Here is a 23,119-nt window from a genome sequence, read left to right as displayed (position 1 = left end):
GTTTCATAAAAATGATTTTTGTTCAAGAATTGTTTGTATCTTTGTTACCATCAAATCAATTGCTACATGATTGTGGCCGCCTTCAGGAATGATGACATCGGCATACCTCTTTGTCGGTTCAATGAACTGGTTATGCATCGGCCGTACCACATTTTCATATTGCTCAATCACGGATTCCAGCGAACGGCCCCGGTCTTTAATATCTCGAAGCAGCCTCCGGATAATACGTAAATCAGCATCCGTATCGACAAATAGCTTAATATCCATCAAATTCCGGAGCCTTTCGTCCTCAAGAACCAGAATTCCCTCAAGGATGATCACATTTTTAGGTTCAACGTGAATCACTTCACTTGACCTGGTGTGAATCGTATAATCGTATACCGGTTTTTCAATGGGTTCATGCCGAAGAAGCTTATTCAGATGATCAATCAATAAATCATTATCAAAAGCAAGGGGATGGTCATAGTTCGTTTTAAGCCGTTCTTCAAATGGCAAATGACTTTGGTCCTTATAATAATAATCCTGTTGAAGCATCATGATGGAATGACCCTTGAAGCTTTCATATATTGCCTTTGTAACGCTTGTCTTTCCGGAGCCGGAGCCGCCGGCTACCCCAATCACGACAGGCTTGCGTTTCATTTTTTACTGCCCCTTTCGCATCATGTTGTACGGGTAAACTGGCCTGTCCATGCTGAACTTCACAATTTGCAGAGGATGACGGGCTGCATCTAGCTCTTTGCCATCTTCATCCCAGATTTTTTCAATGACGTAATTGAAATTTTCCAGTTCTGGACCGAAGAATTCCACTTCATCACCTGGCTTAAAGAAGTTCCGCTGCTGAAGTGTGACCATATTTGTATCTGCATCATAGTCAAGTACCATCCCGACAAAATCAAATGTCGTCTTTTTGCTATGGTTTCCAAACATCTGCTCTTTATACCCGGGAACTCCTTCAAAAAAGGCTGGTGCAGTATCACGATTCGCACATTTATCAAGTTCTTCGAGCCATTCCTGCCTGATTGTAAAGTGATCTGGATCAGCACAGTAAGCATCGATTACTTTTCGATAGACGCTTACTACTGTAGCGATATAATGAATCGATTTCATTCTACCCTCGATTTTAAGGCTGTCAATTCCCAGTTCAATCATCCGCGGGATGGATTCGATCAGCTTTAAATCCTTAGGGCTCATCGCAAATGGGCTGTCTTCCTGACTGAAAAGTGGTGTTTCTTTACTGCCCTCAAGCCTGTAGAGGTCATAATCCCAACGGCAGGACTGGCAGCATCCGCCCCGGTTCGAGTCTCTGGCCGTCATGTGATTGCTTAATGTGCATCGGCCGGAGTAGGCAATGCACATAGCCCCATGAATGAAGGTCTCAATCTCGATGTCGACCTTTTCCTTCATTTCTTTAATTTCTTCTGCACTGGTTTCCCTTGCAAGCACAACTCTTTCCAGCCCTTCATCTTTCCAGAACTGGACGGCCTTCCAGTTGGAAAGAGATTGCTGTGTGCTCAAATGGACCTCGATTTCAGGTGCTACCCTGCGGCACGTCTCAATAATAAGCGGGTCAGCGACAATAATCCCGTGGATCCCTGCTTCTTTTAACCCTAACAGATAGTCTTCCAGTCCATTAATATTTTCATTGTGTGCAAAAATATTTGTAGTGACATAAATTTTCGCACCGTATTTGGCTGCAAACTCCACTCCTTCCTTCATCTCTTCGAAGGTGAAGTTGCCGGCATTGGACCTTAACCCGTATTCCTGTCCACCGATAAATACGGCATCAGCTCCGTATCGGACTGCTATTTTTAATTTTTCAAGGTTGCCGGCAGGCGCTAACAGCTCCGGTTTCTTGACAATAACACGCTTACCGTCCACGATCTGTGAAATGCTGTCCTTCACTGCTGTCATCGCTATTCCTCCTTTATATTAATAAACCGTTTCTTTAAAGAAAAAACCTGTATCAAGCGGCCGATTATCCGGCTGCAGTTCCTCCGCTCTGGCGAGCAGTTCATCTTTTTCCTCGTCATATTGGTCTTGATCTCCTGCAGCAAGGTCGATGGCTTTCCTGTAAAGCTTTGTGATCTCAACTAAATAATCTGTATCCTTAAGAATGCCGTCAATTTTAAAAGAATCTACTCCTGCATCTACCATTTCCTGCAGTTCGTCAATAATGCACATATCATTCGGACTCATGATATGTGTACCATTTTCATCTTCAAAAATTGGGTATTTATTTCCCCTTTCTTTATCATGAAGGAACATATTTTTTTCCTGTTTGCGGTTTTCGACTTCCATGGCTTTGCCTTGGTATTCGAAATAATTGCCCAGCAAAGAACGCTTTGACTGGAACATGCAGCTCATTCCATGCACCTGCACTTCAATTTCCACTTCTGCATTCTCCTTGGTTTCAACAATGGCATCCATGTTGATTTCCCTGGAGAGAACCGCACGCTTGGCACCTTTCCGTCCCCAATAATTGCACGTATACCAGTTTGTGGCGGTTGTCTCGGTATTCCAGTGAAGCTTCATGTCTGGAGCTGCCTGCTTTGCCGCCAGAAGGACTGAAGGATCCCCAAAAACAATTGCATCCACATTGATTTCATTTAAATAGGAAATATAATCTTCGAGCAAATCCAATTTATCATTATGGAAAATTGCATTCATCGCGACATACACTTTCTTTCCATTTGCATGGACCAATTCAGCAGCTTTCTTAATATCTTCCCGGCTAAATTCTCCTGCCAGCCGCAGGCCGAATTTCTGTTCTCCGACCATAATTGCGTCTGCCCCTGCATCAATCAGAGGAAGAATATCATTTACAGTTGTAGGAGTCACTAATAATTCTGGTTTTTTCATTTTTTCACCTCAGTTTGCTAATTGCTACACCGTCACCAACTGGCAGGATCACGGTGTCGAATTTTGGATGGCTGACCAGCCAGTGATTAAACCCATCTATTTTTTTCACAAGATTCCTAATCCGCTTGCTTTCAATTTCCTCTGCCGCAACTAGGCCTTTAAAAAGAACATTGTCGGTAACGATCATTCCACCAGGTCTGAGCAGAGCAGAATACATTTCAAAAAAACGCTTATATTGTCCCTTAGCCGCATCAATGAAGATTGTGTCATAGGGAGCCCACTGGCTTGCCTGGGCCAGGGTTTCAAGTGCATCGCCATGTATCGTTTTGATTTGCGATTCTTTGCCAGCCTCTTTTATATGAGCCTTAGCCAGATCTAATCGTTCCTCGTCACGCTCAATGGTGACAATTTGCACTCCCGGCAAGGCATGCGCCATTCTTAAAGCGGAATATCCTATTGCCGTTCCAACCTCAAGTATAGTTTCAGGCTTCTGAATTCTCAGGATTTGCAGCATCGCTTCAATCCCGGCAGCTTCCATGATTGGGACGCCATGCTCCTTGGCATACACTTCCATTTTCATTAAAACTCCATCCCGTGCCGGCAGGAGACTATCCAGATAGCCTTGTAATTTTTCGTCTAACATGCTGCAATCCCTCCTATCCTAGCATTCTGTCCTAAAGCCCGGACCTCAAGACAAGAAAAAATAGCGTTCACAGGCAGAGACAGCATGGCGCATGCTTAGGATTTCACTTTGCTTGATTTCCATGGTCTCAAATCTGTATAGTACGCTATCGAAAGGTATCTAAAAACACTCCAACTATTTTACCATAATGAAAAGGGAAATGCTATTCTTTCTGCATTTCCCTCTTTTATCAATTATTGCTCGTAATATGCTCCTCTTTTAGGCGATTATGCTCTTCCAACGTTTTCGAAAACAATACATCTCCATCAGGTGTTGCCAGGAAGTATAATGATTCAGTGTTTGCCGGGGCCAATGCCGCTTCTATTGACATCTTGCCTGCATTCGCAATCGGTCCAGGAGGAAGTCCGGTATTTTTATAGGTATTGTAAGGAGAATCTACCTCCAGATCTTTGTAATACACCCTGTCTTTGTGTTCCCCAAGTGCATAAAGCACAGTAGGATCCGTTTGCAGGGGCATTCCTATATCCATCCGATTGTAAAAGACACTCGCTATCTTATCCCGGTCAACTTTTTCTGTAGCCTCTTCCTCTATTAACGAAGCCATGGTCAGAAGCTTGTGGATCGACATGTCTTTTGATTCACTTTGTCCTTTGTACTGGCCAACAACCTTCCTGGTTTGATCAAGCATGGCAGCAACAATTTCTTCCACAGTCGGATCTTCTGTGTAAAATGGATATGTTGCCGGAAATAAATACCCTTCAAGCGGATATTTTATTTGTTTATTTAAAATATCTTCTGTCAAGAGGTCCGGGTATTTTGCCATCAGGGATTTCAGGAAATTCTTATCATTAAGCTTTTCAAAAACCTCTCCTGTTTCTTGATTTGTTTTTTCAGCTATGATGGCAGCAATTTGGGTCAGCTGTTTGCCTTCCGGTATTGTAATCCGGACAGCAACCTCCTGCATGACCTTACCTGTTTTCAGGGAAGTAATCACCTCGGGGAGTGTCATTGACGGGTTCATTTTATAGTCACCCGCCATGAAGCCGGATTCATTCTTAAACTTCACGTAATACTTAAATACCCTGGAATCACGGATCACCCCATTTTCCTCCAGTATTTGCCCAATGCCTGAAACAGAGGATCCGATCGGAATCTTGACCACTATTTGTTTCTTGCTGTTTTCATCTACCGGTTTCAAGGCTTGATTAATATAATAATAGCCTCCCCCTGCAACCGCTGCGGCTAACAGAATGAAAACTACAGCTGCCATAAAAACGACTCTTCTGATTACTTTCGCCTCGCTTTGCTGTTCCTTAAGTTTTTCATATATAAACTGTTTTTTTTCTGCCTTTTCCAAGTTTTTACCTTTTGTTTCTTTCTTTTGAGACATTGTTTCCCTCCGGGCTGACTTTTTGTCCTAATATAATTCTCGAACCATTATACTATATTTCGACGCTTAAGTCGCAAAAAATTACGATAATTCCCTTAGTAAGACAAAATCTGCACAAAAAAACTGAAAGGGAGCCAGGATTTTCATCCAGGCTCCCTTATTCAAACTGCTGTGAAGAAATTGGGGTTATTGCTCTTCATCTTGCTCTGCTAGGAAGGTTTCAAGCATTTCTTCAATCATGTCCCACTCTTCGTCCGTTTCAATCGGCATTAATTCTCCATCCTGACCATCCTCAGTAGGAGTGAAGGATGATGCATGAATTTCAATTTCTTCTTCGTCATCCTCTTCTGCACCAAGTGGGTAGTACAAAACGTACGATTTGCCAAATTCCTCAGAATCAAACGTAAACAGTACCTCGCAAAGCTGTTCATTTCCATTCTCATCTACAACTGTAATATTGTTTTCACCGTGATCCATTCTTTTCACCTCATTAAATTTGACTGTTAAGATAACCCTGCAAAATCATTACCGCAGCCATCTTATCAATTACCTTCTTGCGTTTCTTCCTGCTGACGTCTGCTTCCAATAAAACACGCTCTGCAGCCATGGTCGTGAGGCGCTCGTCCCAAAGGATGACTGGCAGGCCAAAAAGATTTTCGATCTCTTTCGCAAATCTTTGGCACGCTTCACCACGCGGCCCGATTGTCCCGTTCATATTTTTTGGAAGGCCGACAACAACTTTGCTTACCTGGTGCTCTTTTATTATTTTACCTAATTGATCGAAGCCAAACTCATTTTCTTCTTCATTAATTTTCAGGGTTTCCAGACCCTGTGCAGTCCAGCCAAGTTCATCGCTTAGGGCGATACCAACTGTTTTTGTTCCAACATCAAGCCCCATTGTCCGCATTTATTTTCCCTCGCGGTGACTTTTCAAATAAGATTTGACCAGTTCTTCGATAATCTCGTCACGTTCAAGCTTCCGGATAATATTTCGGGCATCCATGTGACGCGGAATATATGCTGGATCACCAGACAGCAAATATCCAACGATCTGGTTGATGGGGTTGTAGCCTTTTTCCTGAAGTGCTTCGTACACCTGAAACAGCACGTCATTGACATCATGCTCAAACGGCTCTTCAGGAAAATTAAATTTCATTGTTTTATCGAAAGAGCTCATCGAATGCACCTCGCTTTTTTCGTTGACAGGCAAAAATTTGTTAAAGATACCTTTATTTTACACTACTTTACCCTTATATCAAACGGATTTTACCCATTCTTCAACAATTTGCAAGGCATTGTCGAGTTTTGCAGGATCCTTGCCGCCAGCTTGAGCCATATCCGGACGGCCTCCGCCTCCACCGCCGCATATCGCGGCAGCTTCCTTCACAAGCTTGCCAGCATGGTAGCCCTTGTCTATTAAATCCTTTGTAACACCGGCAATCAGATTAACTTTTTCACCATCGGTACTGCCCAGCAGGATGACTGCTGAGTTTAGCTTTTGTTTCAGGTCATCTGCCATATTTCTTAAAGAATTCATATCTGCTGCCTGTACACGTGCAGCAATTACAGGGATTCCATTGATTTCTTTTACTTTGGATGCCAGGCTTCCTGCTTCAATATTGCCCAATTTGGCCGCAAGTGATTCATTTTCCCGCTGAAGCTGCTTAATTTCGCCCAGCAAGCCATCAATTCGGACAGCTACGTCCTTAGGAGCTGTTTTTAATTTTGAAGCAGCATTCTTGAGAACGGCAATCTGGTCGTTCAAAACTTGATAGGCAGCCTCGCCGGTAACAGCCTCAATCCTTCTGGTGCCCGCACCGATTCCGCTTTCGGAAACAATTTTGAATAAACCAATGACAGATGTGTTTGGAACATGGCATCCTCCGCATAGCTCCAGACTGTAGTCCCCTACCTGGACAACGCGGACAATATCGCCATATTTCTCACCGAATAATGCCATGGCTCCCATTGCCTTTGCCTCCGAAATTGGCTTATATTCCGTTGCAACCGGGATGCTTTTCCAGACCTTCTCATTCACAATGTTTTCCACTCGTTCAAGTTCTTCCTGTGTGACCTGGCCAAAATGTGAAAAGTCAAATCGAAGACGGTCCGGCTCCACTAGGGACCCTGCCTGATTGACATGTGTACCAAGAACATCTTTCAGTGCCTGGTGCAGCAAGTGGGTAGCTGTATGGTTCTTGACGATCCGGGAACGATTCGCTTCATCGATTACCGCATGCACTGCTGTACCTTTTTGCAAAGTTCCTGCCTCAACAAATGCATGGTGCAAATTCTGTCCATTCGGAGCCTTCTGTACATCCCTGACAGAAACTCTTACTCCTTCCGATTGCAGGATTCCCCTGTCCGCAATCTGTCCGCCGCTTTCCGCATAGTAAGGTGTTTCATCCAGAATAAAATGAAATTCATCTCCCTCCGACACCTCATCGGCAAGCAGGCCATCTTTAATGATTGCAATCACTTTGCTGTTTGTTTCAGTGCAGTCGTAGCCTACAAATTGGCTATCAACCTTAATCTCTCCCAGGACTCCTCCCTGAACCTGCATTGAACCAACATCCTGGCGAGCAGCGCGGGCACGTTCACGCTGTGCCTGCATTTCCTTATCAAAACCTTGGTGATCGAGCTTCATGCCTTCATCGCCGGCATACTCTTCCGTTAATTCAACCGGAAAACCATAGGTATCATAAAGGCGGAAAACATCCGCTCCCTGAATGGTGTCGCTTCCCTTGTCTTTTTCTGCTTTGATCAGCCCCGACAGAATCGCAAGCCCCTCATTCAGTGTTTCATGGAAACGGTCTTCTTCATTCTTTATCACTCTCTGAATAAAATCAGCTTTTTCCTGCACCTGAGGGTAATAGTCCTGCATGATCTCCCCAACGACAGGAACGAGTTCAAACATGAACGGCCGGTTGATGTCTAGTTTTTTAGCATAGCGGACAGCGCGCCTTAGCAATCGCCGCAGCACATATCCCCGTCCTTCGTTGGAAGGCAGGGCTCCATCGCCCACAGCAAATGCAACGGTCCTGATATGGTCAGCGATGACCTTGAATGACGTATCCTTATCATTTTCTGCTCCGTACTTCTCCCCGGAAATTTCTTCTGTTGCCTTCATAATTGGCATGAAAAGGTCTGTATCAAAGTTGGTCGGCACATTCTGAACGACCGAAGCCATCCGTTCCAGACCCATCCCTGTATCGATATTTTTCTTAGGGAGCGGTGTGTAAGTTCCATCCGGGTTATGGTTAAATTCAGAAAAAACAAGGTTCCAGACTTCCAGATAGCGGTCATTTTCGCCGCCGGGGTATAGCTCAGGATCTTCCGGATCATTACCGTATTCAGGTCCCCGATCATAGAAAATTTCTGTATTCGGTCCGCTTGGGCCTTCCCCGATATCCCAGAAGTTTCCTTCAAGCCGGATGATCCTTTCTTCCGGAACACCTATTGTTTTACTCCAGATTTCAAATGCTTCCTCATCCTCAGGATGAATCGTAACGGAAAGCTTTTCCTTTTCAAAACCAATCCATTTTTGATCAGTCAGGAACTCCCAGGCCCAGTTAATTGCCTCGACTTTAAAATAATCTCCAATTGAAAAATTCCCAAGCATTTCAAAAAAGGTATGATGGCGCGCTGTATTTCCAACATTCTCGATATCGTTCGTCCGTATAGATTTTTGAGCATTTGTGATACGGGGATTTGTAGGAATGACTCTTCCATCAAAGTACTTTTTCAGGGTTGCAACCCCGCTGTTGATCCAAAGCAAGGAAGGATCATCATGGGGCACAAGCGGGGCGCTGGGCTCCACTGCATGTCCTTTTTCTTTAAAGAAATCTAAAAACATTTTCCTTATTTCTGCACCAGTAAGCTGTTTCATAAGTACCTCCTTATGGTATGTATTTTTTGCCGCAAAGACTTTTTGAACAAATAAAAAAGCCCCCATCCCTGGACAGGGACGAGAGCTAACTCGCGGTACCACCCTGATTATGCATGCAGAAAATGCAAACATCTCTCAAATCGCCTTAACGCGGCTGTTACGGCAGCGGTTAACTGCACTCCGGATTAGCCTTCTGTCACCCTTCACCTGAAATTCCTTTCAGCCGCGGGAATTCCTCTCTTTAGGGGGTCTGTGACATACTCGATCCTTCACCATTTTGTTCTTTTAAGTTCTATAGCCGAATTATATCTATACTGCTTTCTGTTTGTCAAATCAATTTCATGGAACCGGCCTGCTCTTAAGTCGGATTAAATGATCGCGGGCATGGTAAATGGCTGCCCGAAGCACCACCAGAAGCGGGACAGCGAGGACCAGTCCAGCGATGCCGCCTGCCTTTCCACCCGCCAATAGGGCGAACATTATCACCAATGGATGGATATGAAGACTCTTGCCCACAATGAGGGGTGACAGGACATTGCCTTCCAGGAACTGCAGGGAAAAGACAATTCCCATACAGATCAACACCATTTTAAATGACATCGTCGCTGCGATGACCACTGCAGGTACAGCTCCGATAAAAGGGCCAAAATAGGGGATGACATTGGTGACCCCCACAATTAAACCTAAAAGGAGGGAATACCGCATTCCAGCAATTGAAAAAAACATTGCAGATAACAGGCCAATGATCAGGCATACCAGCAGCTGTCCCCTGATGTAGCTTCCCAGTGAGTGGTCCACTTCCCTTAAGAACTGTTTTCCTTGATCCCGCCATCGTGAAGGTGTCAAGTACCAGGTCGTCCTCCGGATCAGTTCAAAGTCTTTTAGCATGTAAAACGCAATAAAAGGGATAATGGCAATAATGACGATTGAATTAAGGATTCCAATAAGTATGCCCATGATACTGGTCAGAAACCCCTCCAATGCAAGTTCAACAGCTGCGATGCTGCTTTCAATCCGTTCCTGAACGGGGAACGGCCAGCGCGAAGTCTGGTTTTGAATGTTTTCCATCCACTCACGGTACTGTGCTGCGAATACCGGGGCGTTGTGGGCGAGATCGCGCAACTGGCGAATAAACACGGGAATTCCTTTATATACGGCAAAACCCACTCCTACAAAAAAAAGAGAGTATATTATAAAGACGGCAAGGCCTCTGTGCATGCCTCTGCCATGAAGATGTTCCACAACAGGATGAAGAAGATAGGTTATAAATGCCCCTATCATAAATGGAATCAAAAGTGAGACAAGGATATCCAAAACCGGTACCCAAACAGGTTTCAGCCTGAAAAAGATATAAATGACAATAAACAATAGGAGCAGGAATCCGAGCCGATAATACCATTTCATCCGAATATCCAACATAATCACCCCCTCCATTCTATTGTTCAGAGGAAGCGGAAAGATTATTCATAAAAGGACCCCCTGTAAAAAAGAGGGTCCATGCATAGTCGCTTTTTCGATACTCTTTTGAGGCCATTTCATTTGTCTGATGTCAATCATGCCTGATCCTCGATGTTATTTTATGCATCTTTCAAGCTATGCAAAAGCCGAAAGAACACTCTGTCACTGTCTCATGCATGATTTTTTACATCACTGACAAACAGCACCCGGCTGTCACATCCCGTAAAGTCGTTCTTCTTCATCAAAGAGATCATCAAGAGAACTTAGTGATCCATCCTCCTCCACCTGGTGGGTATGGATGATCCCCTTTGAAAGGGAAAGCTCTATAAAGCAGTTCCAGCAATAGTATTGGTTGATTCCAATTTTACCGATATCCTTGCTTTGGCAATTTGGGCATGTCAGCATTAATGCTCACCTCGTTAACTTTTCTCTACGTTAACAATGATGGCATCCTTTCCGATTGCGGGAGGATCAGCGGCTTTGATCACTCGTTTCCCCGTAGTGATGTCTGAAAAAAAGCCATCCGTTAATTCGTACCCTACAATCGTGCCCAATTCCTCCTGAAAATATACGTCCTCAAATAAGCCCAGCTGTTCACCTTCCTGGGAATACATCATTTTTCCGGATAGTTTCCCCTGATGTTCGAGTGTAAATTCAGGAGGACCCTGCAGCGCTTCGAGTACTGACTGATCCTTCACCATTACTCCGTCCCATCCAAAGGAATCAACATTTTCAACTTTGATTGAGAATGTTTTTTTTATGAAAGTCCCTTTTTTCAAAAGAAGAGCCTTGACCCTGCCATCCCCGGAGACGCTTAAATCACAAATGTCTCCTAACCTTGTCCCATCCTGAAGATTTATGACTGGAAGACCTTTCAGCAATGAAAACGTCCGCAAAGCATCCCCACCTTTCCGAACGTTATTAGTGTGAGCTTTCCTCCATGAAATCATAAGGTGTAAGGTTTTCCATCCCGATCATTGGATCCGCATTCAACATGGTATGATAATAATCCTCAGCAGAAGGATCGGTTGCACCAGCATTGTTGGAATGCGGTTCTGTTTCTTCAGGAAACGCCTCAATTAACTTGTCTCCAAGTGTGGTATTTCGTTTCGTATCATCTGCACGTTCAATTCCAAGGCGGAAAGCATCCTCCTCTCCGCAAAGGATCAAGAATTTCCTGCTCCTTGTTATTGCTGTATAGAGCAGATTCCTCCTTAGCATGCGATAATAGCTTTTCACTACAGGCAGTATGACAATTGGAAATTCGCTCCCCTGTGACTTATGGACCGAACAGCAGTAGGCATGGGTAATCTGTGAAAGGTCCTGGCGGGTATAGGTCACCTCATTGCCTTCATAGGAAACCACCATTTGATCTTGTTTTTCCGTATTTTCTTTAGCATAGAAGATCGCTACAATTTCACCCATATCCCCATTAAATACATTTGCCTCCGGTTGATTAACCAGCTGAAGCACCTTGTCGCCAACCCGGTATTTTACATCTCCAAAAGCCAGCTCTTTCCTTGTTCCATCTGGGTTAGGGTTGAATATCTCCTGCATGAGGAGGTTTAGGCGGTCAATTCCCGCCGGCCCCCTGTACATAGGAGCCAGAACCTGAATGTCCTTCGAACTGTACCCTTTTTTCTTGGCATTGACGACAACCTGTTCCACAACAGTTGAAATTTGTCCAGGGGCACACCGAAGAAAGGATCGGTCCCGCTGCTGGGCAGACAGATCCTTCGGAAGCGTTCCCTTTTTAATTTGGTGGGCCAGCTCAATGATGGAGGACCCTTCGGCCTGACGGTAAATGTCCGTCAGCCTGACTGTGGGGATTTTGCCGGAATCGAGCAAATCTTTAAGGACCTGTCCCGGCCCCACTGATGGCAGCTGGTCTTCATCTCCAACCAATATTACCTGAATATGATCAGGCAACGCCTTAAACAGCTGATGGGCCAGCCAGGTATCCACCATGGAGGTTTCATCTACGATGAGGATTTTGCCTTCAAGCTGCTGGTCTTCATCATGGTCGAAACCATCGGCCCCATTCCAGCGCAATAATCGGTGAATTGTAACGGCGGGCAGCCCTGTCGATTCAGCCATCCGTTTTGCCGCTCTGCCAGTAGGAGCAGCCAGCAAAAAAGGAAAGGGTTCTTCCTTTTTATAATCGTTAATATCAAGAGAACAGCCATGCAGCTCGGCATACAGCTCGACTATCCCTTTAATGACAGTCGTTTTTCCTGTCCCTGGTCCTCCCGTCAGGATCATCATCGGGGACATCAGCGCTGTCTGAATAGCCTCTCTTTGAGTGGGTGCATATTGGACCCCAAGCCTTTCCTCAAGGCTTCCCAGTGCCAGAAGAAACTCCGACTCAGGAAACTGCTGCTCGTATTCTTTTTGATCCAATATCCTTTTAATATTGGAAACAATCCCTTTTTCCGAGAAATAAAGTGAAGGGAGATAAATCCTTCTTTCCTCGACAATAATTTTGCCTTCTTCTCCAAGCTGAATGATTTCGCTTGAAATCTGATCAAATTCAATTTCATGGGGCTCATTCTCTTCAAGCAGTTTTTTTACATCTTGAAGGAGCTCCTCAGCCGACATAAAAACATGGCCGGATTGAATGCTTGAGGTCTCGAGTGTATATAAACAGGCCGCCTTGATCCGGTCCGGGTGATTTCCGGTCATTCCAAGCTGGCGTCCCAGTTCATCTGCGCGACCAAACCCAATCCCTTCGATATCCTCGACAAGTTTAAAAGGATTGTCCCGAATAATTTCGATGGCCTGCTCTTTATACGCCTGAAAAATTTTCATTGAGAGCTGGGGACCAAATCCATATTGGTTTAAAGCGACCATCACCTGTTCCAGCCCCTGATGCTCCATCAAGGTATCATAAAGGCCTTTTGCCTTATCCGGCGCAAGCTTGGGGATGCGTTCCAAGAGGGAGGGATTTTCCATTATCGATGCAATGGCATTTTCTCCTAAAGTGTCCACAATATTCTCAGCTATTTTCTTCCCAATGCCTTTAAAAAGGTCACTTGATAAATAGGTAATGACCCCTTGTTTGGATTGAGGCAGGTCTTTCCGAAAATGGGTTGCCTGGAACTGGGAGCCGAATCGGGGGTGTTCCTTGAACTCACCAAAGAAAACATAAGTCTCCTGCTCATGGATACGGGGGAAATAGCCCGTTATGACAGCTTCCTTATCATCGTATTGGTCATTTGTTTCCTCAACACGTATACGCAGCACTGTGTAGAGATTTTGTTCATTATGAAAAATGGTAACCAGATGCCTGCCTTTTATGTACTTCCCCTGTTCTGAAAAAAGATCCATTGAATCCTGCTTGTCCACAGGCTTTATCCCCCTTTCCTCCGCTACTTTTGGTAGGCGATCAGCCTATGCTCTCTTCAATTAACTTCTTGCCGTGGCCTGCGAGCAGGTGGCCAGGCTCAATCTCAAGAGCCCGGTTAAACATATCAAGGGCTTTGGCGGCCTCTTCTTTAAATCCGTATGCCACTCCCAGATTGTAAAAGGCATCTGCATGACTGGAATCAAGGCTTACACTGTGTTCCAGCTGAATAATTGCCTCGTCAATATACTGTTCTTTTGCAAGGCATAGGCCGTATTGAAAAAAAGCCTCGGCGTCCGTCTTCAGCAGCTCCGTACTTCGCTGCAAGTATGGAATGGCAAGCCTTCCCTGATCAAGCTGCACCAGGCACATCCCCAGCATAAAATAGTTGTCGCCGGATTCCATTCCTTTCTTGGCAGCCTGTTCGAACATATCCTTTGCTTCAGCAAATCGTTCCATCTCATAAAAAAGACTGCCTTTGCTGTAATATGCAGAAACTGCACTGCTGTCGAGTGAAATGGCCTTATCGTAAAAATTCATCGCCTTCTCTGTTTCACCAACAGCAGTCAGCACATTTCCAAAGTTTATGTATGCCACTGTATCATCCGGATTTTCTTCAATCGCTTCCATGAAAACCTTAGCTGCGGCTTCCCAATTTCCTTCTTTCATATATTCAATACCTGTCTGGTTTTTATCCATAACAAACACTCCATTCTTTAATGAAAGTATAGCATATTTTGACTCTCCGCCCTGATAGGAGAACGCGAAAAAGGACCTCAAAAATTGTTAATCTAAACCTGAGTTCTTAACCTGATATTTATTCCCTCAAGAGAAAATCCCCGGCTCCACAAAGGAAGCCGGGGTTGTCATGTCAGCCTACATAGGTCAGCTTGCTGCCATCATTAAACACTTCGTCGATTGTCCCGCCGCCAAGGCATTGGTCTCCATCATAGAAAACGACCGCTTGTCCGGGAGTCACTGCCCTGATAGGCTGTTTGAAAATGATTTTTGCATTTCCATCACCAAGGACCTGAACCGTGACAGGATTGTCATTTTGGCGATACCGGAATTTTGCCGTACACTCAAATTCATTCTCAACAGGTCTGTCCGTCACCCAGCTGATATTAACTGCAAGAATCGAATCCGAATAAAGCTTCTCATTGTCAAAACCCTGTCCTACATAAAGGATGTTCCTTTTAAGATCTTTCCCTATTACGAACCAGGGATCTCCGGAACCTCCTATGCCAAGGCCATGCCGCTGACCGATGGTATAATACATTAAACCATCGTGCCTGCCCTTGACTTTCCCGTCAAGTGTTTGCATTTCACCTGGCTGGGCCGGCAGATAGTTGCTGAGGAACTCCTTGAAATTCCGCTCGCCAATAAAACAAATTCCTGTACTATCCTTTTTCGCCGCGGTAGCCAGATTTGCTTCCTTTGCAATTTCCCTGACCTTTGACTTCTCCAGGCTGCCAATCGGGAACATGACCCGCTTTAGCTGATCCTGGCTGAGCTGATTAAGAAAATAGGTTTGGTCTTTATTTTCATCTAGCCCGCGAAGCATCTTGTATTCTCCATCGCGGAATTCAACCTGTGCGTAATGGCCTGTAGCCAGATAATCAGCCCCGAGGCTTAATGCATGTTCAAGGAAGGCCTTGAACTTAATCTCTTTATTGCACATAACGTCCGGATTGGGCGTCCGACCCGCTTTATATTCATCCAGGAAATAGGTGAAAACCTTATCCCAGTACTGTTTTTCAAAATTTACTGCATAATATGGAATTCCGATCTGATTGCAGACCCGAATGACATCATTGTAATCTTCTGTAGCTGTACAGACTCCATTTTCATCGGTGTCGTCCCAGTTTTTCATAAAGATTCCAATAACATCATACCCTTGTTGTTTGAGAAGCAGGGCCGCTACAGAGGAGTCAACCCCTCCTGACATGCCAACCACTACTCTTGTATTTTCAGGTGATTTATCCATGATTATGTCTCACCTCGCTTGTATTGTTTATTCCGGTTAAACCTGGCGCCTTGTCAGCCTTTTAATGATCCTGGCTGTTTCTGCAGCTGCCTTTTCGATCTGTTCAGCTGTATTATTCAACCCGAAACTGAAGCGAATCGAATTTTTAAGGCGTTCCGAATCCTTGCCAAACATGGCGACAAGGACGTGCGAAGGATCAATTGAACCGGCAGTGCAGGCAGACCCGCTGGACACAGCAATCCCTGCAAGGTCAAGATTGACCAGCATTGCTTCGACATTGGTGCCCGGAAAGCTTAAGTTTAAGACATGAGGCAGTCCTTTAGCAAGTGAACCGTTCACTTCAAAGGAAATTTCATTTTTTTTCAAACTTTCGATAAGAATTATTTTGAAATTTTGGTAGATCCCCTGCTTTTCTTCGAGACCTTCGCTTGCAATCCTGGCAGCCTCACGGAAGCCGGCAATTGCAGGGACATTCTCCGTTCCCGCCCGGCGTTTCCTCTCCTGGTCGCCTCCAAAAGATCTTGGCGACAGAGCAATTCCATCCCTGATGTAAAGGAACCCAAGCCCTTTTGGCCCGTTGATTTTATGGGCAGAAACGGAAAGCAAATCAACTTTTAGTTCATCCACATTCAGCCTGAGAATGCCATAGGCCTGTACGGCATCTGTATGGAAGGCAGCCTGATGACTGGAAAGGAACTGGCCAATTTCCGCTATCGGCTGGATCGTTCCTACCTCATTATTCCCAAACATTACAGATACAAGGATGGTATCTTCCCTCAATGCATCCTGTATGGCCTCAGGCTTTACTAGTCCTTCTCCGTCAACTGGCAAGTAGGTAACATCAAACCCTCGCTTTTCAAGCTCCTGGCAGCTATGAAGAACCGCGTGGTGTTCGACCTGTGTTGTAATGATATGCTTTCCTTTCTTTCTGTTCGTTTCTGCATATCCGATGACCGCAAAATTATCTGCCTCGGTCCCGCCGCTGGTAAGAATGATATTATTAGGCTTTGCACCAATGCTGTCAGCCAGTTCCTGCCTGGTCTCATCCAGGATCTGCCTTGCCTCGCGCCCAAAGGAATGAATGCTTGACGGGTTTCCATACTGGCTCTCCATTACCGCCATCATTTCCTTGATGACCACTGGGTGAAGAGGCGTAGTCGCTGCATGATCTAAATAGATTCTTTCCATAATGGACACCTTCTTTTAATAAACTGATAAGTAACGATTAAATATAGAACATATAAGCATCAGATTCATTTACGTCACCTGAATGATTGGCCAGATCCTCCACTGTTGTATTGTCCAATACCGTTTTAATGGCATCCCTGATCCTGATCCAAAGCTCACGTTTGGCCGGTTCTTCATCCTCGATTCCTTCTACAAGAGTAATCGGTCCTTCCAGGACACGAATGATGTCACCTGCTGTAATTTTAGAAGGTTCATTTGCAAGCACATAGCCTCCATACGCCCCCCTGATGCTTTTTACAAGCCCGGCATTTCGAAGCGGCGCCACCAGCTGCTCAAGATAATGCTCAGATAGTTCATTGGCCTGGGCAATGGATTTGAGCGAGATTGGACCTTCTCCATGCTTTTTGGCAAGCTCAATCATAATTGTGAGTCCATAACGGCCCTTTGTGGATATTTTCATCTAACAGCACCCCTGTCCTATTACTTTTCCAACTTATCTATAAAAAATCCTTAGTATTTAGATTGGCTTTAGCCATTATATCATAACTTGGCGGTCATATACATTTGCCCACTTCAGACGATATGGTAGAGTAATATCATATGATTCATTTTAATGGAGTGAGGATTGATGACTGTTAAACCACTCGCTTTCCGAATGAGGCCGAGGACCATTGATGAGGTAATCGGACAAGATCACCTCGTTGGTGAAGGGAAAATTATTAACCGGATGGTGAAAGCGCGGCAGCTAAGTTCCATGATATTATACGGGCCGCCCGGCATAGGCAAGACCTCGATCGCATCTGCCATCGCCGGGAGCACCCAGTTCGCTTTCCGCACACTGAATGCGGTCACCAATAATAAAAAGGATATGGAAATTGTTGCTGCCGAGGCAAAAATGTCCGGAAAAGTCATTCTTCTTCTGGATGAAGTCCATCGGCTGGATAAAGCCAAACAGGACTTCCTTCTTCCTTATCTGGAGAATGGGATGATTACTTTAATCGGCGCTACTACAAGCAATCCCTTTCATGCGATAAACCCAGCTATCAGAAGCCGATGCCAAATATTCGAGTTAAAACCACTGCAACCGGCGGATATAAAACTTGCTTTAGAGCGGGCAATAAACGATTTAGACCGAGGCTTTGGAAAAAATGATGTTGTACTGTCAAAAGAAGCACTGGACCATTTTGCTTCCGCCTCCAATGGTGATGTCCGGAGCTCCCTGAATGCCCTGGAACTTGCCGTGCTGTCTACGGAGCCAAATGGTTCCGGGACAATCCATATTGATTTGAAAACGGCAGAAGAATGCATGCAGAAGAAAAATCTTACCCACGACAAGGATGGCGATGCCCACTATGACGTATTGTCCGGGTTTCAAAAGTCCATAAGAGGGAGCGACGTCAATGCCGCCTTGCATTACCTCGGCAGATTGATAGAAGCGGGTGATCTTGTCAGCATCAGCAGAAGGCTGATTGTCATTGCGTATGAGGATATCGGTCTCGCAAACCCTCAGGCAGGGGCGAGAACATTGGCTGCCATAGAGACAGCGGAGCGCCTCGGATTCCCGGAAGCACGAATCCCCCTGGCGAATGCGGTCATTGAGCTATGTCTGTCGCCTAAGTCAAACTCGGCTATTCTTGCTGTCGATTCTGCCCTCAGTGACATACGAAACGGATTAAGCGGAGAAGTTCCCGACCACCTTCGTGACGCCCATTACAAAGGAGCAAAGGAGCTTGGACGGGGAATCGGGTATCTTTATCCGCATGACTACGAAGGTGGCTGGGTCCGTCAGCAGTATCTGCCTGATAAATTGAAATCAAAAGTTTATTTTAAACCTAAAAAGACAGGGAAATTTGAACAGGCGCTTGCGATTGTTTATGAAAAAATAATGGGTAAGAAAAATTAATCTCCCAAGGCTATATATTTAATTAATTTAACAGACTGTTTTCACAGCAAAAAAACCGAATGCGGGACCACCAGTGTCCTGCATTCGGTTTTTCTATTTTTTTAAGGTTTTAGTCGTTAACCCGGTGGATTTTAACATCCTTGAGCAGCTGCCTGACAACATAGCTGGCCATGATCAGGCCGCACGCAGACGGAACGAAAGCATTGGAAGAAGGAGGCATTTTAGCCTTCCTGATCTTGGCATCCTCTTTTCCGACCACTTTGTTGACTTCTTCGAGACTGACAATTGGGCTTTCATCGGAAAAAACAACAGGCAGACCTTTACGGATTCCTTCCTTCCGGAGGCGTGTTCGGATCACCTTGGCAATGGGATCGGTGTGGGTTTTGGCAATATCAGCAATTCTGAATCTGGTGGGATCCAGTTTGTTTGCCGCTCCCATACTGGAAATAATCGGGATACCACGGTTAAGGCACTCTTTAGCCAAATGAATTTTATATGAAATAGTATCTGAGGCATCGACAACAAAATCAAGTCCATAATTAAAAAAATCTTCATATGTTTCTTCCGTGTAAAACATCTTCAGTGCAATGACTTCGCAGTCAGGGTTAATATCTCTAATCCGTTCCTCCATCAGCTCTACCTTCGGCCTGCCAACAGTGGACAGCAATGCGATCAGCTGACGGTTTACATTTGTAATATCAACATCATCCTTATCGACAAGGACCAGTCTGCCTACACCGGAACGGGCCAGCGCCTCTGCTGCAAAAGAACCTACCCCGCCGATTCCCAGTACTGCCACTGTGCTGTTCTTCATAATCTCGAGGCCCTCTTTGCCTATAGCCAGTTCATTTCTAGAAAATTGATGAAGCATTAATTTCACTCCAAACCAAATAAATTCCACTTAACATCTTGCTTTATGTATACCCGCTAATCAATATATCATACTTTAATTCAAAAACAACCTATTATGCCAGACAGGACTGCAAAATAAAAGCCCCACACAAATTGTGCATGGGGCGGACATTCATAATGCAGCCAAGAGTCCCAATTGTGCCGTCGCTTTGGCGCCTTCGTTTTGAACCCGCTCTCGGCAGGTGGGCATCCTGTCCCACACTCCTGCAAGTCCCCACTCCATAGGGGCGTTTGCGCAGCCTGGGAACTCCGGATTCCCGAAGTACTCAATGTTCGGTCAAAACTTCAGGTTATACAACGAACACATCAGGACTCTTGTAAGTTATTTAAAATAATATCACAGGATGAAAGGGATTTCAACACAGCAGCAGTTGTATTTACTCTCCACTTTTTGGCAATTTCAGGTCCAAATGCAGTTCATCCAGCTGCTGTTGACTTACTTCTCCAGGTGCATCAGTCAGCAAGCAGCTTGCACTAGCGGTCTTTGGAAAAGCAATCGTATCCCTAAGGTTTGTTCGGCCTGCTAGGAGCATTACCATACGGTCCAGCCCCAGTGCGATTCCGCCGTGCGGAGGAGTCCCATACTCAAACGCCTCAAGGAGGAAGCCAAACTGACTGACAGCCTCTTCTTTAGTAAAACCAAGCACTTTAAACATTTTCTCCTGGATATCACGTTCAAATATCCGCAATGATCCTCCGCCAAGCTCATAGCCATTTAACACCAGATCATAAGCCTGCGCCCTTACGCTGCCCGGGTCCATTTCAAGCAAATGCAAATCTTCACGCACTGGCATCGTAAACGGATGATGAGCTGCATAGTAACGTCCTTCATCCTCAGCATACTCTAGCAATGGCCAATCGGTAATCCAGAGGAAGCTGAATGTGTTCTGGTCGATCAATTGAAGATCTTTGCCTAATTTCAGCCTCAACGCACCTAATGCATCCGCCACAACACTCTTTTTATCAGCAACAAAAAGAAGCAAATCTCCTGTTTCAGCATTTAAGAGTGACGTTACCGATTGCTGGACCTCTTCTGAAAGGAATTTCGCGATCGGCCCCTTAAGCCCATCTTCTTCCGCCTTCAGCCAGGCGAGTCCTTTCGCGCCATACACCGAGACAAACTCTGTTAAACCATCGATGTCCTTTCTTGAATAATTGGCAGCAGCACCTTTTACATTAATAGCCTTGACTTGACCGCCACCAGCTACGGCTGCAGTAAATACCTTGAATCCGGAATTCTTTACGGCTTCAGAAAGATCCACCAGCTCCAGACCAAAGCGGATATCTGGTTTGTCGGAACCAAAACGGCTCATCGCTTCGTCATAGCGCATCCGTTTGAACGGGAGCTCGACATCAAGCCCTTTTACTTCCTTCATGACTTTCTGCATCATACTCTCGGTTAAGGAAAGTATGTCTTCCTGGCTTAAAAAGCTTGTTTCAATATCGACTTGAGTGAATTCGGGCTGGCGGTCTGCACGCAGGTCTTCATCACGGAAGCAGCGGGCAATCTGGTAATACCGTTCGAAGCCGCCCACCATCATCAGCTGTTTAAAAATTTGAGGAGACTGCGGCAGTGCATAAAATTCTCCAGGATGAACACGGCTGGGAACAAGATAATCCCTTGCACCTTCCGGCGTGCTTTTAGTCAGGATCGGCGTTTCAACATCCAGGAAGCCTTCACTGTCCAAAAAGTCGCGAATTGCTTTTGTTGTCGTATGGCGCATCTTGAACGTCTCGAACATCACAGGGCGCCGCATATCAAGATAACGGTACTTTAGGCGGATATCCTCAGATACATCTGTCCTGTCTGCAATGGTAAATGGCGGTGTTTTCGCTTCATTTATGATGGAAATCTCCTCAGCGAGAACTTCCACCTTCCCAGTTTTCAGGTTCTCATTGATTGTTCCTTCTGCCCTGGCAACCACTTTCCCTTTTATATCGAGCACATATTCGTTCCTGACACGTTCAGCTGTCTCTAGAGCCTCTTTGGACACATCCGGGTTAAACACAATCTGGACAATGCCAGTGCGGTCCCTTAAATCGACAAAAATCAAACCTCCAAGGTCCCGGCGTTTCTGGACCCAGCCTTTTAGGGTAACCGTCTCCCCAACCGTGTTTTCGGTCACTTCACCGCAAAAATAACTTCTCCCAAACATTTTGCTTCCCCCTTATTCTGATAACTCGATGAATTTTTCTAAAAATGTGTCCAGAGGCACTTCTGACTGCCCGCCGTCCGCCATTGATTTTAACGAGATTTTGTTTTCTGCAAGCTCATCGTCACCAAGGACCGCAACATACTTGGCATTATAGCGGTCGGCAGCCTTGAACTGAGCTTTTATTTTACGGTCAAGATAATCTCTTTCGGCCGAGAACCCGGCACTTCTGAGCTTATTGAGAAGACCCACTGTATAGTCCTTTGCGCTTTCTCCCAGCGCAACGAGATAGATGTCAATTGCTTCATTGACCGGAAGCTCGACATTTTCAGCTTTTAAAGCCGAAAGGAGCCGCTCGATGCTGAAAGCAAAGCCAATTCCAGGGGTTTCCGGCCCGTCCATTTCTTCCACAAGCCCGTTGTAGCGGCCGCCCCCGCACAGGGTGGTGATGGCGCCGAATCCTTCAGCAGAGCTCATAATTTCGAATGCTGTGTGATTGTAATAGTCGAGGCCCCGGACAAGATTCGGATCAACCTCATACTCGATGCCGATATTTGTTAAGTATTGTTTAACCTTAGAGAAATATTCTTTTGACTCATCATTTAAATAATCAATGATTGAAGGCGCAGTTCCCATTAGCTCATGATTGCGATCAACCTTGCAATCCAGGATTCTCATCGGATTTTTCTCAAGACGGCTTTGACAGTCGCTGCAGAATTCTCCAATTCTCGGATGAAAATGGGAAATTAAAGCATCCCTGTGCGCTTTCCGGCTTTCTTTGTCACCAAGGCTGTTGATTACAAGTTTTAGCTTTTTCAGTCCTAGTTCCTTGTAAATGGACATTGCAAGGGATATGACCTCTGCATCAATTGCTGGATCATTGCTTCCAAGAGCCTCAACCCCAAACTGAACAAATTGACGGAACCTGCCTGCCTGGGGACGTTCGTACCTGAACATTGGTCCCATATAGTAGAGCTTTACAGGCTGATTAGGCAGACCAAACATCTTGTGTTCCACAAATGAGCGGACTGTGGATGCAGTGCCCTCCGGCCTCAGAGTTATGTCCCTTCCGCCGCGGTCTGTGAACGAGTACATTTCTTTTTGTACAATATCTGTGGTATCCCCTACTCCTCTCAGGAAGAGCTCTGTATGTTCAAATATTGGTGTGCGAATTTCCTTGTATTGATATCTCCCGCAAATTTCCCTTGCTTTGTTTTCAATATACTGCCACTTTTCAGTTTCACCCGGCAATATATCCTGTGTCCCGCGTGGTATCTTAATTGACATGCTGGACAACCTCCTTCTCTTCAGCTGGTACTTTCTTATGTAAAAAACAAAAAAAGCCCTCATCCCTTGTCATCATAACAAGGGACGAGAGCTTTTGATTCCCGTGG

General features: G+C 45.2%; 21 protein-coding genes, 1 other RNA gene and 1 other annotated feature (1 of these 23 cut by a window edge). Of the genes, 1 reads left to right on the top strand and 21 read right to left on the bottom strand.

What is annotated here, in order from left to right:
• Positions 1-3 precede the first annotated feature (3 nt).
• The 17 genes from udk to cymR all read right to left on the bottom strand — a co-directional run bounded on the left by udk (position 4) and on the right by cymR (position 17,217).
• Entirely contained in the window at positions 4-639 is a 636-nt protein-coding gene (gene udk, locus EV146_RS14750) for a uridine kinase (protein WP_121611631.1), read from the bottom strand.
• A 3-nt stretch (positions 640-642) separates the two neighbouring features.
• A complete protein-coding gene (locus EV146_RS14745; RefSeq protein WP_132007540.1) occupies positions 643-1,911 on the bottom strand; it encodes a peptidase U32 family protein in 1,269 nt (422 codons plus the stop codon).
• 18 nt (positions 1,912-1,929) lie between these two features.
• The gene (locus tag EV146_RS14740) at positions 1,930-2,859 is read right to left on the bottom strand and encodes a peptidase U32 family protein (RefSeq protein WP_132007537.1); all 930 of its coding nucleotides are present in this window, start codon (positions 2,857-2,859) and stop codon (positions 1,930-1,932) included.
• A gap of 4 nt (positions 2,860-2,863) precedes the next feature.
• Positions 2,864-3,502 carry an O-methyltransferase gene (locus tag EV146_RS14735; protein WP_132007534.1) on the bottom strand — a complete coding sequence of 213 codons (639 nt, stop codon included), beginning with the start codon at positions 3,500-3,502 and terminating at the stop codon, positions 2,864-2,866.
• A 229-nt stretch (positions 3,503-3,731) separates the two neighbouring features.
• On the bottom strand, positions 3,732-4,892 hold the full coding sequence (gene mltG, locus EV146_RS14730) for an endolytic transglycosylase MltG (protein WP_132007531.1): 1,161 nt from the start codon (positions 4,890-4,892) through the stop codon (positions 3,732-3,734).
• Positions 4,893-5,078: 186 nt separating this feature from the next.
• Complete coding sequence (locus tag EV146_RS14725; RefSeq protein WP_121611626.1) at positions 5,079-5,369, bottom strand: DUF1292 domain-containing protein; 291 nt, start codon at positions 5,367-5,369, stop codon at positions 5,079-5,081.
• A gap of 13 nt (positions 5,370-5,382) precedes the next feature.
• A complete protein-coding gene (gene ruvX / locus EV146_RS14720; RefSeq protein WP_121611625.1) occupies positions 5,383-5,799 on the bottom strand; it encodes a Holliday junction resolvase RuvX in 417 nt (138 codons plus the stop codon).
• Positions 5,800-6,069: an IreB family regulatory phosphoprotein gene (locus EV146_RS14715; protein WP_121611624.1), complete on the bottom strand. Its 270-nt coding sequence runs from the start codon at positions 6,067-6,069 to the stop codon at positions 5,800-5,802.
• A gap of 78 nt (positions 6,070-6,147) precedes the next feature.
• Entirely contained in the window at positions 6,148-8,781 is a 2,634-nt protein-coding gene (gene alaS, locus EV146_RS14710; RefSeq protein ID WP_132007528.1) for an alanine--tRNA ligase, read from the bottom strand.
• Between the two features lie 339 nt (positions 8,782-9,120).
• The gene (locus tag EV146_RS14705; RefSeq protein WP_132007718.1) at positions 9,121-10,197 is read right to left on the bottom strand and encodes an AI-2E family transporter; all 1,077 of its coding nucleotides are present in this window, start codon (positions 10,195-10,197) and stop codon (positions 9,121-9,123) included.
• Positions 10,198-10,452: 255 nt separating this feature from the next.
• Positions 10,453-10,644 carry a hypothetical protein gene (locus EV146_RS14700; protein WP_121611623.1) on the bottom strand — a complete coding sequence of 64 codons (192 nt, stop codon included), beginning with the start codon at positions 10,642-10,644 and terminating at the stop codon, positions 10,453-10,455.
• A 14-nt stretch (positions 10,645-10,658) separates the two neighbouring features.
• Entirely contained in the window at positions 10,659-11,135 is a 477-nt protein-coding gene (locus EV146_RS14695) for a PRC-barrel domain-containing protein (RefSeq protein ID WP_121611622.1), read from the bottom strand.
• Positions 11,136-11,160: 25 nt separating this feature from the next.
• Positions 11,161-13,584, bottom strand: a complete 2,424-nt coding sequence (gene recD2 / locus EV146_RS14690) for an SF1B family DNA helicase RecD2 (RefSeq protein WP_132007525.1) — start codon at positions 13,582-13,584, stop codon at positions 11,161-11,163.
• A gap of 40 nt (positions 13,585-13,624) precedes the next feature.
• On the bottom strand, positions 13,625-14,281 hold the full coding sequence (locus EV146_RS14685) for a tetratricopeptide repeat protein (protein ID WP_121611620.1): 657 nt from the start codon (positions 14,279-14,281) through the stop codon (positions 13,625-13,627).
• Positions 14,282-14,453: 172 nt separating this feature from the next.
• Positions 14,454-15,569, bottom strand: a complete 1,116-nt coding sequence (mnmA, locus tag EV146_RS14680; protein WP_132007523.1) for a tRNA 2-thiouridine(34) synthase MnmA — start codon at positions 15,567-15,569, stop codon at positions 14,454-14,456.
• A 36-nt stretch (positions 15,570-15,605) separates the two neighbouring features.
• Positions 15,606-16,757 carry a cysteine desulfurase family protein gene (locus tag EV146_RS14675; protein WP_132007520.1) on the bottom strand — a complete coding sequence of 384 codons (1,152 nt, stop codon included), beginning with the start codon at positions 16,755-16,757 and terminating at the stop codon, positions 15,606-15,608.
• Between the two features lie 37 nt (positions 16,758-16,794).
• Positions 16,795-17,217 (bottom strand): cysteine metabolism transcriptional regulator CymR, encoded by a 423-nt coding sequence (gene cymR / locus EV146_RS14670; protein ID WP_121611617.1) that lies wholly within the window; start codon positions 17,215-17,217, stop codon positions 16,795-16,797.
• 168 nt (positions 17,218-17,385) lie between these two features.
• On the opposite strand from cymR, the gene EV146_RS14665 reads away from it, so the two are divergent.
• Entirely contained in the window at positions 17,386-18,660 is a 1,275-nt protein-coding gene (locus EV146_RS14665) for a replication-associated recombination protein A (RefSeq protein ID WP_132007517.1), read from the top strand.
• 109 nt (positions 18,661-18,769) lie between these two features.
• Here the strand turns inward: EV146_RS14665 and EV146_RS14660 are convergent, their stop codons facing one another.
• From EV146_RS14660 to hisS, 4 genes are all read right to left on the bottom strand, one after another.
• Positions 18,770-19,531: a tRNA threonylcarbamoyladenosine dehydratase gene (locus EV146_RS14660; RefSeq protein WP_121611585.1), complete on the bottom strand. Its 762-nt coding sequence runs from the start codon at positions 19,529-19,531 to the stop codon at positions 18,770-18,772.
• 166 nt (positions 19,532-19,697) lie between these two features.
• A non-coding RNA gene (gene ssrS / locus EV146_RS14655) (6S RNA) lies at positions 19,698-19,888 on the bottom strand.
• 61 nt (positions 19,889-19,949) lie between these two features.
• Positions 19,950-21,728 (bottom strand): aspartate--tRNA ligase, encoded by a 1,779-nt coding sequence (aspS, locus tag EV146_RS14650; RefSeq protein WP_132007514.1) that lies wholly within the window; start codon positions 21,726-21,728, stop codon positions 19,950-19,952.
• Positions 21,729-21,740: 12 nt separating this feature from the next.
• Positions 21,741-23,012, bottom strand: a complete 1,272-nt coding sequence (gene hisS, locus EV146_RS14645; protein ID WP_121611583.1) for a histidine--tRNA ligase — start codon at positions 23,010-23,012, stop codon at positions 21,741-21,743.
• A 77-nt stretch (positions 23,013-23,089) separates the two neighbouring features.
• Positions 23,090-23,119 (bottom strand) — a binding site (T-box leader); it runs 209 nt beyond the window's last position.

This window comes from Mesobacillus foraminis, assembly GCF_004340465.1.
GTDB lineage: Bacteria > Bacillota > Bacilli > Bacillales > Cytobacillaceae > Mesobacillus_B > Mesobacillus_B foraminis.
This window is presented reverse-complemented; position numbering and strand designations above follow the sequence as displayed.